Here is a 15,724-nt window from a genome sequence, read left to right as displayed (position 1 = left end):
ATTACATGAAGTCGAAGAATAAAGGCGCCTCCACTCCTGAAAATCCACAACGTCGCCGCCTACTGGCGGGGGCCTCTGCGCTGGGGGTCAGCTCTACCCTCCTCCCTCTGGGTAGCGCCACGGCTAGCCAAACGCAAGGGGCGTCCGCACGTCCGCTGCATGATTATTCTGCTACAAAACAGACGGAACTGCTGCGCGAGCATGTTAAAAATATTGTCGTCATTTACGCGGAAAACCGCAGCTTTAATAACCTGTTTGCCAACTTTCCTGGCAGTCAACAACCCCTTAATCAACTGAGTGATCAGGCTACGCGTCAAGTTGATCGGGACGGATCGCCACTCCCACATTTACCGCCAATTTGGAAAGGGATGGTTCCGGACCCACAAGTGGTCAACCATAAACGTTACCAAATTGGCCAAGAGGCAGACTATCTCACTGATTTGCCTAATAAACCATTTGCTTTGCAGGGGGATGATCACGAAGCCCTACCACAAGGGGTTATTACCCGCGATTTATGGCATGTGTTCTACCAGAATCAGATGCAAATTAATGGCGGTAAAAATGACCGTTTCGTCGCCTGGGCCGACTCCGGAGCACTCACCATGGGCTACTACGCCGACAGCGCCTACAATATGCGCTTATGGCAGCTCGCTCGCGAATACACGCTCTGTGATAATTTTTTCCAAGGTGCTTTCGGTGGTTCATTCCTCAATCACCAATATCTGGCCTGCGCACAAGCGCCTTTCTACCCTGATGTTAAGACCTCACCGGCTAAGGGATTGATCGCAGAACTGATGAGCGATGACCCTAAGGATACCCGCTTAAAACCACTAGCAGACTCACCAGCCAGTGCCTTAACCGGTATTCCAAAATTTGGGCCAAGCCAAATTACCCCTGATGGCTACGCGGTAAATACTATGCAACCGCCATTCTGGCCCTCTGCCAGCCGCGATCCTCAGCGTCCCGACTATGCTGATGCGAGTAAAGCCAACGTACTCCCAGCGCAGAAGCACGCCCATATTGGCGATAAGCTGACGGAGAAAGGGATTGACTGGGCATGGTATGCTGGGGGCTGGCAATTTGCGATTGACGATCAGAAAGACAGTACGGATTTTCCCCCTCGTCCAGATTTCCAGTTACATCATCAGCCGTTCAACTATTTTGAGAACCTTGGCCCAACCCATCCGCAAGCCAGAAAGCAACACTTACGCGATGGCGGATTAGGTGATTCCCCGGCGACCAACCATTTTCTGGCCGATGTGCAAGCGGGGAAATTACCGCCAGTGGCCTTCTATAAACCGCAAGGTAACTTAAATATGCATGCCGGTTACTCGGATGTCGAAGCCGGAGACCGCCATATTGCGCACATTATTGACCAATTGCAGCGTAGCCCACAGTGGCAACATACGGTAGTGGTGATTACCTTTGATGAAAATGGTGGCTGGTGGGATCCCGTTGCACCACCGAAAGGGGATAGATGGGGACCAGGCTCGCGTATTCCAGCCTTAGTGATTTCACCTTTTGCCCGACGTGGCCATGTCGATAATACGCAATATGACACCGGATCGATCTTGCGTTTTATCAGTCGCGTACACGACTTACCCTTACTAAATGGCTTAACCTCACGTGATCAAGCCCTCACGGCACAGGGTCACCAAAAGATGGGCGACCTCACGGCGGCCCTGCAATTTTAGCGAGTCCCTGATGTAAAAAGCCCCTGCTCAGCAGGGGCTAGAATTAGGCGTCGTCTTTAGTAATCGGCGTCGGGAGTGTCATGCGTAATAACCCTCTCGACTTATTGAAGATTTTATTACTGGTTTCACGGCCGGCGCGACGCTGACGTTGCTCTTCGGGGGTCAAGGCTGACTCTTCCAAGCATTCTGGGCTACAGCAACCACGGTATTTCACTGCACATTCATCACACTGGATAAATAGCAGATGACAACCATCATTCAGGCAATTGACGTGTGTATCGCAAGAAGTCCCACACTGATGACAATGGGCTAAGACATCGTCGGAGATACGCTCACCCATCCGCTCATCAAAGACGAAGTTTTTGCCTTTGAAGCGTACCGGTAATCCTTGCTCACGCGCTTTGCGGGTATATTCAATTATCCCACCCTCGATATGATAAATATTATTGAAGCCTTGATGTTTCATGAACGCACTCGCTTTCTCGCAACGGATCCCACCGGTGCAATACATCACGATTTTCTTCTCTTTTTGCTCTGCCAACATCTCAACGGCCATCGGCAATTGATCGCGGAACGTATCAGCGGGGATTTCCATCGCATTGTCGAAATGCCCCACCTCATACTCATAGTGATTACGCATATCCACAAAGACAGCATCAGGGTCGTCGAGCATGGCGTTAACTTCATCGGCTTTGAGGTAAGCACCGACATCACTGGCATCAAAACTTGGATCATCAATACCGTCCGCTACGATGCGCTCACGGACCTTCATCCGCAGTACCCAGAAAGACTTACCGTCATCATCCAGGGCGATATTCATTCGTAATCCGTTTAACGCAGGGTCAAAATCAAAAATTTGCTGCTTCATCGCTTCAAAATCGCTAGCAGGCACACTGATTTGCGCATTAATCCCTTCAGCAGCAATATAGACGCGGCCAAACACCTTGAGATTCAAGAAGGTCTGATACAGACGGTCGCGGAAAGCCTGCGGGTCACTGATGTTAAAATATTTATAGAATGAGACCGTAGTACGGGGTTCAGTCTCCTCCATTAAGCGTTGTTTTAACTCTTTATTCGAAACAAGGTTATGTAACACTGGCATGGTGTTCGTCCTGTATAGAGGGAAATTTAAGGGCGCCTATCATACCCGATAGCGGCATGCATCCCAAGGCCCTACCCGCACTTCATTCAGGAAAAACTGAAAAGTAATAAAAATCTGTCGCGGATCCTGCGGGGCGAAAAATATGTTCTATGCTTCTTCTATTCCCACAGTGATTGAGGTTACGACAATGGATTTATTTACCACTTTAGACGAAGCAATAAGCGTTGCCAAAGAGGCTTTCTTAGCCGATCACCCTGAAGTCGACGAATTAAGCGCCTCCGTTAGCCAGTTTTCATTACAAAAATATGTGATGCAAGACGGAGATATCATGTGGCAAGCCGAGTTTGCGGATCAAGAAGAAGCCCCTAGCGAATGCCTTCCACTCTATTTCGATGAGGCAGCACAGGCGATTTGGGATAATGAGTTTGATGAAGACGAGATTCTCGCCGAATGGCAACCAGAGAATACGCTGCACGAATGGGACGAGGGTGAATTTCAGCTTGCACCACCAACCGATACCGAAGAGGGTCGAGCCGCTGCTGACGAGTGGAATGACGACAACAGTGACTCTGAACGCTGGTAATTACGGGTAATCTCCATGCTTGGCATCGATGGGTAACATAAAGGTGTCAACAATCAATGAGAGCGGGAGATCAAGGATCGTTAAAAAGCGCCAATAGCCTTGGCGCAGATCCCACTGCACTCCCGGATAATACTGGTGCCCCTGTCCCTGCCCCGCAACACTTCGACTGATAATACTGCCACAGCCGGTAAGCATCACAATCGACAGCACAATACAGAGTTTTTTTATCATAACGGCATAAACCCATTAAAAAAGGCGGCTTACGCCGCCTCTTTATCAGTTAACTTGTAAAGCGTTGGGATTAACTTCGAGTTTGGCATAACTCTCGTGCCATTGTCGATATTTATCCTGCTGCTGCCACAAGCGGCTGTGTAACCGCGCTAAGACCACTGGATCACTGATGGCCATTAGGCGCTGATTCGCACTGCTTTTTTCCGGCGATTCACTTAACAGTTGATCGATCTGACGCTCGCGCGCATGCTCCAGCAGATCGCTTTGTAAGTGACGTGCTGTGGCCAGGGCGGTCGCTAACGCATTGAATGACGGGTGGAACAGAGCATGCATAAAGCCATTCTCTAAAACACGTTCGCGATTAAGCAGCACATAGTTATCCGTATCAATCAACTCTTGCGGCGTATCGTACTCTTCAGGAATTAAGAAGAGTTTCGCACGACGTGACGCCATCCCAACAGTAGCGCGGCTTGAAATAACCGACACAATCGGTGAGAGAATCAAAGAGCCGACAATTGGGGCTAACCACCACAGGAAGTTAAGATCCAGATAGCCCATTCCGGCTGCCCAGACGATCCCTAATAGCATCTGAGACCCATGACGGCGGAACGCCTCACTCCATGGGGTGGAATCATCATCACGCTGTGGAGAATCCCAAACGGCTTTTAGACCCAAGAACGCACTCACCACAAACAAGGTGTGGAACAGCATTCTGACTGGTGCTAAAAGGACCGAGAACAGCATTTCTAGAATTAACGAGATAAAGACCCGAATAAAGCCGCCATAAGGTTTCGCACCCTTACACCAAATCAGCAATACACTCAGCATCTTCGGCAGGAAAAGGAGCACTAAGGTTGTCGAGAATAGCGCAATGGCTAACTCAGGACGCCAGTGTGGCCAGACTGGATAAAGCTGACGAGGTTGCAAGAAGTATGTCGGCTCCACCAAGGAGTGGACCACCTGTAACGCCGTAGACAAGGCCAAGAACATAAACCATAGCGGTGCAGACAGGTATGACATGACGCCCGTTAGGAAGACCGCACGGTGAACCGGGTGCATCCCTTTTACCATAAACAGGCGGAAGTTCATCAAGTTACCATGACACCAGCGGCGATCACGCTTTAGTTCGTCTAACAGGTTCGGCGGTAGCTCTTCATAAGAACCAGGCAAGTCGTAGGCAATCCAGACTCCCCAACCCGCACGACGCATTAATGCGGCTTCAACAAAGTCGTGCGACATGATGGAACCGGCGAAAGAGCCTTCACCCGGTAGCGGGGCTAAGGCGCAGTGCTCAATAAAGGGTTTAACCCGAATAATGGCGTTATGTCCCCAGTAGTGAGATTCACCTAGTTGCCAAAAGTGCAGTCCCGCAGTAAAGAGCGGTCCGTAGACACGGGTAGCAAATTGCTGACAACGCGCGTAGAGCGTATCCATTCCAGAAGCTTTCGGTGAGGATTGAATAATCCCTGCATTAGGATTGGCTTCCATCATCCGTACTAGTCCAGATAAACATTCACCGCTCATTACGCTATCGGCATCCAAGACCACCATATAAGCGTAGTTTTGGCCCCAACGGCGACAAAAATCGTCGATGTTACCGCTTTTACGTTTAACGCGACGACGACGACGACGGTAGAAAATCTGCCCCGCTCCGCCCACGTCGCGAACCAGCTCCATCCATGCTTTCTGCTCGGCGATAGCAATATCCGCATCGTAGCTATCACTTAGGATATAGACGTCGAAGTGCTCACTGTTACCACTGCGGACGACAGATTCCCACGTTGCTCTTAACCCGGCAAATACACGCTGCACATCTTCATTACAGATAGGCATGATAAGCGCAGTACGATTCTCCGGATTCAGTGGTTCATCGCCCACCGTGCCATAAGAGATACTGTATTTATCTTTACCGATCAGCAGTTGTAGAAAGCCCATCAATGCGGTCCAAAAACCGGCAGAAACCCAGCAGAAAAGAATCGCAAAGAGGAATAAAATCCCCGTCTGCAGGACATAGGGTAGAATTTGAAGTACTGCTTGCTTCCAATCTGGAGTGAAGAGTTGTGTGGGATCGATTAACGCCCAACCTTGATAAGGCAAGATAGTCTTCATGTACCAAGTGGCCACGACAGTCTGCGCTAAAGTCAGAAGCAATAGAATGTAACGACGGATCGTTCCCACCACACGCCATTTCTCTTCTGAATTACGGGTCGGCGCATCCTGCAGACGCTCACGCTGCTTGCGTGACTTACCGCGCAGCGAACGCCATGCCCGCGTAATAGGGTTAGTTTCCCAGACGTCAGGGGACATCAATGCACGACGCACCGGAGGCATTGCCTTTAAGGTGGTACGGTTAAGATCATCTTCGGCAAATTGTGCATCGTCATGTGTTGCCCCTGACCACGCCATTTTCACACGTGAAGAGACCGAAGCAAGCGCCGCATCTTCATCACGCTCGCTAGCGGTATGATCATGGCCTAGCTTGTGGTGGAACTGAGCAAAACTTTCCTCAGTCACCTCAGTACTAAGCAGCGAAGACTGCTCTGCCGCATCAAGCGGCAGAGTGTCAATGTAGTGTTTAGAGTTAAACGTTGATTTATTCATTGGCAGGTAACTGATAGCTCCACGTTTCGGTCAATGGTTTATCGTTGCTGGTTAACGCAGCACGCATCTCGGTCACTTGTTTTGGATCTTTCACACGTAAACGTAAGGTCAAACGCCAGCCTTTAGTCACTGGATTGTAACGAACGTTTTGTTCAACGATTTCGCCATTTTTACCAATGCTCACTGCTGGCGCAATTTTCGCATCGCTCGACATTTTGCTCAGGTTCTTACCGACAAAGTCGACGATGAAAGCAATGCTGCCATCAGGTTGACGTACCAGATTCGACTGTTTGACATCACCGGTTGAGCGTAAAGTATCTTGTACCCAGCCGAGGTTATTATCGTGCAAAGCAGATTCGTCACGCGTGAAGTGCAAACGGTAATTAAACTTCATCTCTTTGCCCGCTTCAGGCAATTGTTCTGGGCTCCAGAAGGCAACGATATTATCGTTGGTTTCATCATTGGTAGGAATTTCAACCAACTCGATATGCCCTTTGCCCCAATCACCGATAGGTTCCACCCAACCACTTGGACGTTGGTCATAACGATCGTCTAAGTCTTGGTAGTGACTAAAGTCACGATTACGTTGCAGTAAACCGAAACCTTTTAAATTCTCTACTTGGTAGGTACTCACCCCTAAACGACGTGGGTTATTAATCGGACGCCAAATCCATTCGCCATTACCGTTGTGGATTGAAAGACCATCCGAATCGTGTAATTCATTACGATAATTAATCACCGGTGAAGGTTGGTTCGCGCCGAAAAGATACATACTGGTGAGCGGTGCAATCCCCAACTTAGTGACAGTGTCACGTAAATAGACGCGGGATTGAACATCTACCGTACTCTCTTTTCCTGGATGGATAATAAAGCGGTAAGCGCCTGTTGCGCGAGGAGAATCCAGTAACGCGTAGATGGTTAACTGTTTTGCATTAGAGGTTGGTCGTTCTATCCAAAACTCTTTGAAGCGAGGGAACTCTTCGCCTGCAGGCACAGCAGTATCGATAGCCAAGCCCCGCGCAGATAAACCATAAGTTTGACCAGCGCCGATAACCCGGAAATAGCTCGCGCCTAAGAAGCTACTGATTTCATCTTCTTTCTTACGGCTGTTCAGTGGGTAAAGTACTTTGAAGCCGGCAAAGCCTAGATTTTTGAGGGTATTGGCGTCATGTGGGACGTTACCAAAATCAAAATAGTCCGGGTCGTATTTAATTTCATGAACGGTGGAGGCAGTAACTTCATTTATTTTGACGGCTTGATCAAAATACATCCCTTCATGATAAAACTCGAGTTTAAAAGGCGTGTGAAGTTTTGACCAATAAGCTTTATCGCGCTTGAATTGGATTTGTTGATAATCGGCATATTTTAATTCGCGAAGTTGCGAAGGCAAATTACTGTTTGGAGCTTGATAGTTTTTACTCGCTAAGGATTTAGCTTGCTTAGCGACATCGTCGATACTAAATGCCCAGCTATTGCTCGTGTAGAGTGCGACAAGTACCGCTGCGCCAACCCATTTGAGTTGTCTTCCTTTATATGTAGTATCTTTCTTGATGAGCACATCGCCCCCTTAAAAATAGGTTCCAAACTAACTAAGCTTATAATAATTGATTCACGGGCATTCTGACAGTCATCTTAGAGTGATAGTTTATTTTTATTAAAAAAGCAGGATTTTTCGGATAGTTTTACGAAACCCCTATTCGTGGAATGTTGTCTGATATACTTATCCTAATCTTAGCCGTAATCATGCAACATGCACCCTAGACGATGAGTATAGAAGATGTCCGCTCAACCTCAACAACGTGAGTATTTCCTTGATTCAATCCGTGCAATTCTGATGTTGCTCGGTGTGCCCTTCCATGTATCACTGATTTATTCTTCCCAGCATTGGACCGTCAATAGCCCAACACCATCATTTGGATTGACCCTTTTTAATGAATTTATTCACTCATTTCGGATGCAAGTATTCTTTGTTATTTCCGGCTACTTTTCCTATATGCTTTTCTTACGTTACTCGCCTCATCGTTGGTTAAAAATTCGACTAGAGCGCGTGGGGATTCCTTTTTTAGCCGCTATACCGCTGATAACGTTGCCGCAGTTTTTACTTTTAAAAAATGTTTCGGATAAATTTCCACATTGGTCTCAATTCACGCTGTATGAAAAATATAACACGCTGTGTTGGGAGCTTATTTCCCACTTATGGTTTTTATTAATTCTTTGTCTGTTAACGGTGATCGGTTATCAGTTATTTCATTGGCTGAAACGGCATACTGAGCAATGGCAGCATAAACAGCTTGGCTGGTGGCACGTGCTGGGGGGGCTAACACTCTGTATTCTAGTGTGGTGCTTGCTACGCAGAGTGTTGTTACTGAGCCTGCCCTTGGTCATGAAAGATGCATTAATGAATATCGTGGTGATGCAGGTATTATTCTATCTACCCTTTTTTATGCTGGGAGCATTAGCGTGGCAGATAACCTCTCTCAAAGCCCTATTTATTAAGCCTCATCCATTATTGTGGATGGGTACTATTGTGGCCTTCTGTGCGTATCACTATAACCAGCATTACAGTTCGGGTGATGGCTGGCTCTATGAGCTTGATGCCTTGATTTCAATGGTCATGGGAGTTTGTATGCTTAATATCTGCTTTAGCAGTGGCTACCGATTATTAAATATCCACTCTCCTGCGGTCAGCTATTTAGTTAACGCATCATTATTTATCTACTTAGTTCACCACCCACTCACTCTTGTGTATGGCTTATACTTGAGTCCCATGATCCATAATAATTACCTTGGTTTTTTTGCAGGATTAGCCATGGTTTTTGGCGTATCATTTATGCTTTACGAGATTCATCTACGCATTCCTGTGTTGAGATTTCTCTTTTCAGGCAAGAGCAATAATAAAAAATAAGTTTTTAACAAGGTAAAGTGAATGAAACCCTGTTCTTCAGCAAAAGCTGGGCAAGTAAAAACGGTACTCACCTCCCCCGGGAAACTGATCACCGAGAGCTTAGCGGGGATTGTGACGGCCCTCGCGCTAATTCCTGAGGTCATTTCGTTTTCAGTGATTTCGGGGGTCGACCCCAAAGTCAGTTTGATCGCCTCCTTTGTCATCTGTTTAACACTTTCTCTAATTGGTGGTCGTCCGGCGATGGTGAGTGCCGCAGCCGGGTCCGTCGCCTTGGTGATTGGACCGATGGTCGCCGCGCAGGGAGTGGAGTACATATTGCCCACCGTGGTAATGGCCGGCACCTTACAAATTCTCTTTGGTTGGTTGGGATTAGCAAGAATGATGCGTTACATCCCGCAATCCGTGATGACGGGGTTTGTGAATGCGTTAGGTATTCTTATCTTTATGGCACAGGTCCCGCACATTATTGGGCATGGCCCCATGGTCTGGCTATTTTTCGCGATAACCTTAATCATTGTATTGGGCTTACCCCGCCTGTTTACCGCTATTCCGGCTCCACTTATCGCCATTGTGTTACTTACTGCTATCGTTGCCTATACTGGCCTGCAGTTACCCAATGTCGGGGATGAAGGCAGTATGTCTCCAGGCTTACCGGGCTTTAATTCTCTACAAGTCCCCTTAAATTGGCATACGCTACAAATTATCTGGCCTGCTGCCATCAGTGTGGCACTGGTCGGGTTAATGGAGTCGCTGCTAACGGCAAAACTGGTTGATGAATTAACGGATACCCCATCAAATAAGCATCGTGAATCTTGGGGATTAGGCATCGCAAATATCCTAGCCGCCTTTTACGGTGGCGTCGCGGGCTGTGCCATGATCGGTCAAACGATTGTTAACGTTGAGCTGGGTAAAGCGCGCAGTCGGGTCTCTACCCTTGTCGCCGCCTGTGTATTGCTCCTGTTAGTCAGTGTACTAAGTCAGATTATGGCGAAAATACCGATGGTAGTTCTCGCGGCCATTATGGTGATTGTTGCGATTAAAACGGTCAATTGGCACAGTTTGCAGCCTAAGACTCTGCGCAGATTACCGGTAAGCGAAACCTTAATTATGCTCTTTACCGTCATTGTAACCGTGTGGACCAGTAATTTAGCGCTTGGCGTGGTGGTGGGTGCCGTCTTTGCGACCCTACTGTTTGCCAGACGTATTAGTCATATTATTGTTGCGCAGCGTTCACTCTCGCAAGACGGACAACGTGTTACCTATCATGTCCAAGGGCCTCTTTTCTTCGCCAGCAGTAACGACCTTTATGAACATTTTGATTACGCCAATGATCCCAAACAGGTCATTATCGATCTGTCTGATGCTCAGGTATGGGATGCCTCAAGTGTGAGTGTGCTTGATTCGATCGAACAACGTTATCATCGTCATGGTTGCGAGATCACTTTAGTCGGACTCGCAGGACGCAGTGAAGCTATCCATCAACGCGTATCGACCCATCGTCAGTAATCTCCTCAAGCGGTAAGCGACTGGCTTACCGCTGTCTTTTTCTTGTCCCTAAACATTATAATGTTTTTACATTTAAGACTCATTTCACTATATTACGTGAACTTTATCACATTCCAGTTTGACGCCCATGACTCCTAACCTCCCTCAATCAGATTGTGACACAACTGGTACCGATACCAGTCGCCGTCGTTTTTTGAAAAACTCGCTAGTGATTAGCGCAGGGTGTTTGATCACCTCAGTCCCTTTAAGTGGGCTTGCGCAAAATGTCTCTTCCTCAAGTGACACCTTACGCGCTTTCATAAAGGTTACGCAGACGATAACCGAGCATAAACACGTGAACGCTGAACTGGCGGCACATTTCTTTAATGCTTTTGTTAAAAAGTCCCCATCTTTTGCCCAACAGATCACCCCCTTAGTCCAATTGATTCAAGAGGGAATGAGTGCTGCCAGTTTTGCTGAGAAGGCTCAAGGGACAGGTCTGCAGACACTGTTACAACAAATCGTAACAGCTTGGTATACCGGCACTGTCGGGGATGATTACCACGGTATTTTAGTTAGCTATCAGCAAGCGTGGATGTATCGCACAGTCAGTGATGGGTTAGTTGTCCCAACTTATTGTGGCAATGGTCCGCTTTGGTGGACTGTCCCAGTCCCCGATGCAAACAGCACGGCCGTTATCGATGCGCTGTAATAACTCATACATAAAATAAATAACAAAAAAATTAATCATCATGAAAAAACCAGAATTTACTGCAAGTGGCGATGTGAGCGCCGATGTTGTGATCGTTGGATCCGGAATTGTCGGCGGAATGATGGCGGACCGACTGGTCGCGCAGGGTTACTCTGTTTTAGTGCTGGAAGCTGGTCTACGGATCACTCGTGCGCAAGCGGTCGAAAACTGGCGTAATATGCCGTTTGCCAATCGCGCGGGGTCCGATTTCCAAGGATTGTATCCACAATCCCCTCTGGCCCCTGCCCCGCTCTACTTTCCACCGAATAACTACGTCAATGTGACTGGCCCGAGCGCAGGCAGTTTCCAACAAGGCTATTTACGGACAGTCGGGGGTACGACATGGCACTGGGCAGCCTCTTGCTGGCGTCATCACCCAAGCGACTTCGAGATGCAACGCAAATACAATGTCGGACGTGACTGGCCAATCTCCTATCAAGAGTTCGAGCCGTGGTACTGTGAAGCCGAATATGAAATTGGTGTTGCCGGCCCGCAAGATCCCGCAATGCAATCGCCCGCCGAACGTAGCCGACCTTATCCGATGGATATGGTGCCTTTCGCCCATGGTGATAACTATTTTGCTAGCGTGGTCAACCCACACGGCTACAACTTAGTCCCTATTCCGCAAGGACGGAGTACTCGCCCTTGGGAAGGACGCCCAGTCTGCTGCGGTAACAACAACTGCCAACCTATTTGCCCAATTGGCGCAATGTATAATGGTATTCATCATGTCGAACGTGCCGAACGCCAAGGCGCGGTCGTACTGTCAGAGTCCGTAGTCTATAAAATTGATACCGATAGTCAAAACCGCATCACTGCCGTACACTGGCTTGATAATCAAAAGGCTTCACACAAAGCCTCAGCCAAGATGTTTGCCCTCGCCTGTAATGGTATTGAAACGCCACGTCTACTTCTGCTAGCCGCGAATAAAGCTAACCCGACCGGTATTGCTAACAGTTCTGACATGGTCGGCCGCAATATGATGGACCACTCTGGCTTCCACTGCAGCTTCTTAACTGAAGAGCCAATGTGGTTGGGTCGCGGTCCAGCGCAGAGTAGCTGCATGGTCGGCCCGCGTGACGGCGACTTCCGTCGGGATTATTCAGCGAATAAAATAATCCTCAACAATATTTCACGTGTCGTGCCTGCGACTAAACAGGCACTCGCGAAAGGCTTGGTGGGGAAAGCATTGGATGAAGAGATCCGTTATCGCTCGACACACGGCGTTGACTTATCGATAAGCTTGGAGCCTTTACCGGACCCTGATAACCGCCTGACACTCAGTGCAGATCGTAAAGATGCCCATGGCCTAGCCTGTCCGGATATTCACTACGATGTCGGGGATTATGTGCGCAAAGGTGCAGAGGCCGCCCACGATCAGCTTCGCCACATCGGTTCGCTGTTTAACGCAAAAGAGTTCAACATCACCACTAGCCTCAATGCCAATAACCATATTATGGGTGGCACCATCATGGGCGATTCTGCGAAGAATGCAGTGGTAGATAGTAACTGCCGCACCTTCGATCACGAAAACCTATGGTTACCGGGCGGCGGTGCTATCCCCTCGGCAAGCGTGGTCAATAGTACCCTCACCATGGCAGCGTTAGGGTTGAAAGCGGCGCACGATATGGCTCAACGTTTAAAAGGGGGAATTTGACCATGCGGCTAAATAAAACCTTAGCATTGCTACTCACCCTTACGGCTTGTAGCCCCCTGGCCTATGCTCAAGCAGAGCAAGATAACGGCGCGGCACTCATTGCCCAAGGTGAGAAAGTGGCGATCGCCTCCGACTGTCAAGCCTGTCACACTGCACCCGGAAGTAAAACGGCTTTTTCGGGTGGCTATGCTATTGCTTCCCCGATGGGCGCGATTTATGCCACTAACATCACCCCATCGCCGCAAGGGATTGGGGGATACAGTGAAGCGCAGTTTGCTAAAGCGATTCGCGAAGGTATTCGCCCTGATGGCGCCCATCTTTATCCGGCAATGCCTTACACCTCGTATCATCTTATGACAGACGAAGATGTGCATGCACTCTATGCCTACTTTATGCACGGGGTAAAACCGGTAGACCAAGCTAATACGCCGACCAAGCTTCCCTTCCCCTTCAATCTACGTTTTAGCATGGGTATGTGGAACGCGATTTTCGGCAACACTGACAGCTATAAAGTGGATCAGAGCAAAAGCGCGGAGTGGAACCGCGGGAATTATCTGGTAAATGGACTTGCGCACTGCGATACCTGTCACACTCCTCGTAACTTTATGATGGCAGAGAAACACGATCAACCTCTGGCTGGTGCCCCGCTAGGCAGTTGGTATGCGCCCAATATTACCTCTGACCCTATCAGTGGTATTGGTGGATGGCGTGAAGATGAGCTAGTAAGCTACTTGAAAACTGGCCGTGCGATAGGGAAAAACCAAGCGGCCGGCGGCATGGCGGAAGCGATAGAACACAGCTTGCAATACCTTCCAGATAGCGACCTTAAAGCGATTGCTGTTTACCTTAAACAGACCTCGCCTATCCGTAGCGAAGGAGAAACTGCTGCTGCCTACACTTATGGCAAACCTGTAAGTGTGGAAACGGAGATTCGCGGTGATGCACCGAATAATGCCTATAATGCCCTCGATTCAGGAGCGAAGTTATTCAGTGGTAACTGTGCGAGCTGTCACCAACCGGACGGTTCGGGAAGTCAAAACCAAGCCTATCCTTCACTATTCCATAATACGGCGACCGGTATGATCCGTCCTGATAATCTGGTCTCAGCCATTTTATTCGGCGTAAGAAGGACGACTAAAGATCACGACGTACTCATGCCCGCCTTCAGTTCACCGACCTATGTGGATCAGCTGACCGATCAACAAATAGCCGATATCAGCAATTATGTTCTGCATAATTATGGGAATCCGTCGGTCACGGTGAAAGCGGGCGATGTAGCATGGATGCGTAAAGGGGGACATTTACCTTTCTTGGCTGCAGCACAACCTTATATGGTGCCAGGCATTGCGGTAGGTATTGTCGTAGTAATCTTATTGCTGATTGGACTTCGATTACGTCGTAGTCGTCAAAAGCATAAATCATGATAATCCTTCCCGGCCCCTAAGGGGCCGGGAAGACTAGAGAGACAAATTAGCGTTTCACCCGTAATGAGAGTAAGAAAATAATTAGCCCCATTACTGCCAATACCGTTCCTACCCAAGCGGTGGATACCCAACCCAAGCCCGCATCAATTACAACGCCGCCCAAGAAAGCACCTAACGCATTAGCCATATTCAGCGCCGAGTGATTCATCGCGGCCGCTAAAGTTTGCGCGTCGCCCGCAACATCCATCAAACGGATTTGTAGGGAAGGAATTAAAAGCCCCGCCGTACCGATCAAGAAGGCCGCCAAGAATCCCGTCACGACATACTTCGAGAGGAAACAGAACAGCACCATAATGGCGATATTCCAAAGTAACGATAAACCAATTGTCTTACGTACACTCCAATCGGCAAACTTTCCACCCAAGGTACTGCCGACAATCATCCCGAGACCAAACGCAGCCATTACCCAAGGAATTTGAGCTTCACTCATCCCTGCATAGTGGATCATCGTCGGGGTAATGTAGCTAAAGACCGCAAACATCCCGCCAAAGCCGGTTGCGCCAGTCAGTAATGTCAATAAGACTTGGGGCTTCTTTAAGGCAGTCAGCTCGCGCAGTGGGTGTGCGGAGCGATCTCCATGACTGAAAGGCACATAGCGAATGATCATCAGCAGCGATATCAAAGCACAGGCCCCGACAAACCAAAAAGCTAACTGCCAACTTAGGTGATGGCCAATCCAGGATACAACAGGCACGCCAAGTAATGTTGCCACGGTCAAGCCCAGCATCATTCGTCCAATCGCCTTGCCACGCTGATGTGCGGGCACCATCGAGGCGGCGACTAACGACGCTACCCCAAAGAAGGCACCGTGCGGTAGACCGGTAATAAAACGCATTAATACAAAAGAGAGATAGCCAGGCGCTAACGCACTCGCCGCATTACCTAATGCAAAGAGCCCCATTAGGGCAATGAGTAAACGTTGGCGCGAAACCCGCGAAAAGAGTACGGCAATCAGCGGCGCACCCACCACTACGCCCAGCGCATAGCTACTGATGGCATCCCCTGCCCGAGTAATCGAACTATTCAAGCCATGCGCCACATCTGGCAGCAATCCCATAATAACAAATTCGCCGGTACCGATAGCGAAACCGCCAAGCGCAAGGGCTAATTGGGCCAATCCTAGATGTTCAGTTTTCGTTTGTGACACAACGACCTCTTACATTACTGTGTGAAAAATGGGCAGATTCGCCACATAAAAAAAAAGCAAGCCATTAGTATGGCATGCTGATCA

12 protein-coding genes are annotated in these 15,724 nt (G+C 48.7%); 7 read left to right on the top strand and 5 right to left on the bottom strand.

What is annotated here, in order from left to right; genetic code table 11:
- Positions 1-5: 5 nt before the first annotated feature.
- On the top strand, positions 6-1,694 hold the full coding sequence (acpA, locus tag QJR74_RS06130; RefSeq protein ID WP_304373667.1) for an acid phosphatase: 1,689 nt from the start codon (positions 6-8) through the stop codon (positions 1,692-1,694).
- Between the two features lie 43 nt (positions 1,695-1,737).
- Here acpA and trhO read toward each other — a convergent pair whose 3' ends face one another.
- Positions 1,738-2,796, bottom strand: coding sequence for an oxygen-dependent tRNA uridine(34) hydroxylase TrhO (gene trhO, locus QJR74_RS06125; protein ID WP_304373666.1), 1,059 nt, complete (start codon positions 2,794-2,796; stop codon positions 1,738-1,740).
- 187 nt (positions 2,797-2,983) lie between these two features.
- Here trhO and QJR74_RS06120 point away from each other — a divergent pair, with 187 nt between their 5' ends.
- Complete coding sequence (locus QJR74_RS06120) at positions 2,984-3,379, top strand: MysB family protein (RefSeq protein ID WP_304373977.1); 396 nt, start codon at positions 2,984-2,986, stop codon at positions 3,377-3,379.
- Here the strand turns inward: QJR74_RS06120 and QJR74_RS06115 are convergent, their stop codons facing one another.
- The 3 genes from QJR74_RS06115 to QJR74_RS06105 are packed head-to-tail and all read right to left on the bottom strand — an operon-like array spanning position 3,380 to position 7,763.
- The gene (locus QJR74_RS06115; RefSeq protein WP_304373665.1) at positions 3,380-3,610 is read right to left on the bottom strand and encodes a YceK/YidQ family lipoprotein; all 231 of its coding nucleotides are present in this window, start codon (positions 3,608-3,610) and stop codon (positions 3,380-3,382) included.
- 45 nt (positions 3,611-3,655) lie between these two features.
- Positions 3,656-6,211 carry a glucans biosynthesis glucosyltransferase MdoH gene (gene mdoH / locus QJR74_RS06110; protein ID WP_304373664.1) on the bottom strand — a complete coding sequence of 852 codons (2,556 nt, stop codon included), beginning with the start codon at positions 6,209-6,211 and terminating at the stop codon, positions 3,656-3,658.
- Positions 6,204-7,763 (bottom strand): glucan biosynthesis protein G, encoded by a 1,560-nt coding sequence (locus QJR74_RS06105; RefSeq protein ID WP_441007649.1) that lies wholly within the window; start codon positions 7,761-7,763, stop codon positions 6,204-6,206. Before QJR74_RS06105 ends, mdoH begins: the two co-directional genes overlap by 8 nt.
- 225 nt (positions 7,764-7,988) lie before the next feature.
- Between QJR74_RS06105 and mdoC the strand changes: the two genes are divergently transcribed.
- From mdoC to QJR74_RS06080, 5 genes are all read left to right on the top strand, one after another.
- Positions 7,989-9,116: a glucans biosynthesis protein MdoC gene (gene mdoC, locus QJR74_RS06100; RefSeq protein WP_304373662.1), complete on the top strand. Its 1,128-nt coding sequence runs from the start codon at positions 7,989-7,991 to the stop codon at positions 9,114-9,116.
- 21 nt (positions 9,117-9,137) lie between these two features.
- Positions 9,138-10,622, top strand: coding sequence for a SulP family inorganic anion transporter (locus QJR74_RS06095; RefSeq protein ID WP_304373661.1), 1,485 nt, complete (start codon positions 9,138-9,140; stop codon positions 10,620-10,622).
- Between the two features lie 127 nt (positions 10,623-10,749).
- On the top strand, positions 10,750-11,313 hold the full coding sequence (locus QJR74_RS06090) for a sugar dehydrogenase complex small subunit (RefSeq protein ID WP_304373660.1): 564 nt from the start codon (positions 10,750-10,752) through the stop codon (positions 11,311-11,313).
- Between the two features lie 40 nt (positions 11,314-11,353).
- Positions 11,354-13,009, top strand: coding sequence for a GMC family oxidoreductase (locus QJR74_RS06085; protein WP_304373659.1), 1,656 nt, complete (start codon positions 11,354-11,356; stop codon positions 13,007-13,009).
- A 2-nt stretch (positions 13,010-13,011) separates the two neighbouring features.
- Complete coding sequence (locus QJR74_RS06080; protein ID WP_304373658.1) at positions 13,012-14,433, top strand: cytochrome c; 1,422 nt, start codon at positions 13,012-13,014, stop codon at positions 14,431-14,433.
- 46 nt (positions 14,434-14,479) lie between these two features.
- Here QJR74_RS06080 and QJR74_RS06075 read toward each other — a convergent pair whose 3' ends face one another.
- Positions 14,480-15,640: an MFS transporter gene (locus QJR74_RS06075; RefSeq protein WP_304373657.1), complete on the bottom strand. Its 1,161-nt coding sequence runs from the start codon at positions 15,638-15,640 to the stop codon at positions 14,480-14,482.
- Positions 15,641-15,724 lie beyond the last annotated feature (84 nt).

Source organism: Tatumella ptyseos, assembly GCF_030552895.1.
Classification (GTDB): Bacteria; Pseudomonadota; Gammaproteobacteria; order Enterobacterales; family Enterobacteriaceae; genus Rosenbergiella; species Rosenbergiella ptyseos_A.
Note: the sequence above shows the minus strand (reverse complement) of the source record. Positions and strands in the feature narration are given on the sequence as shown.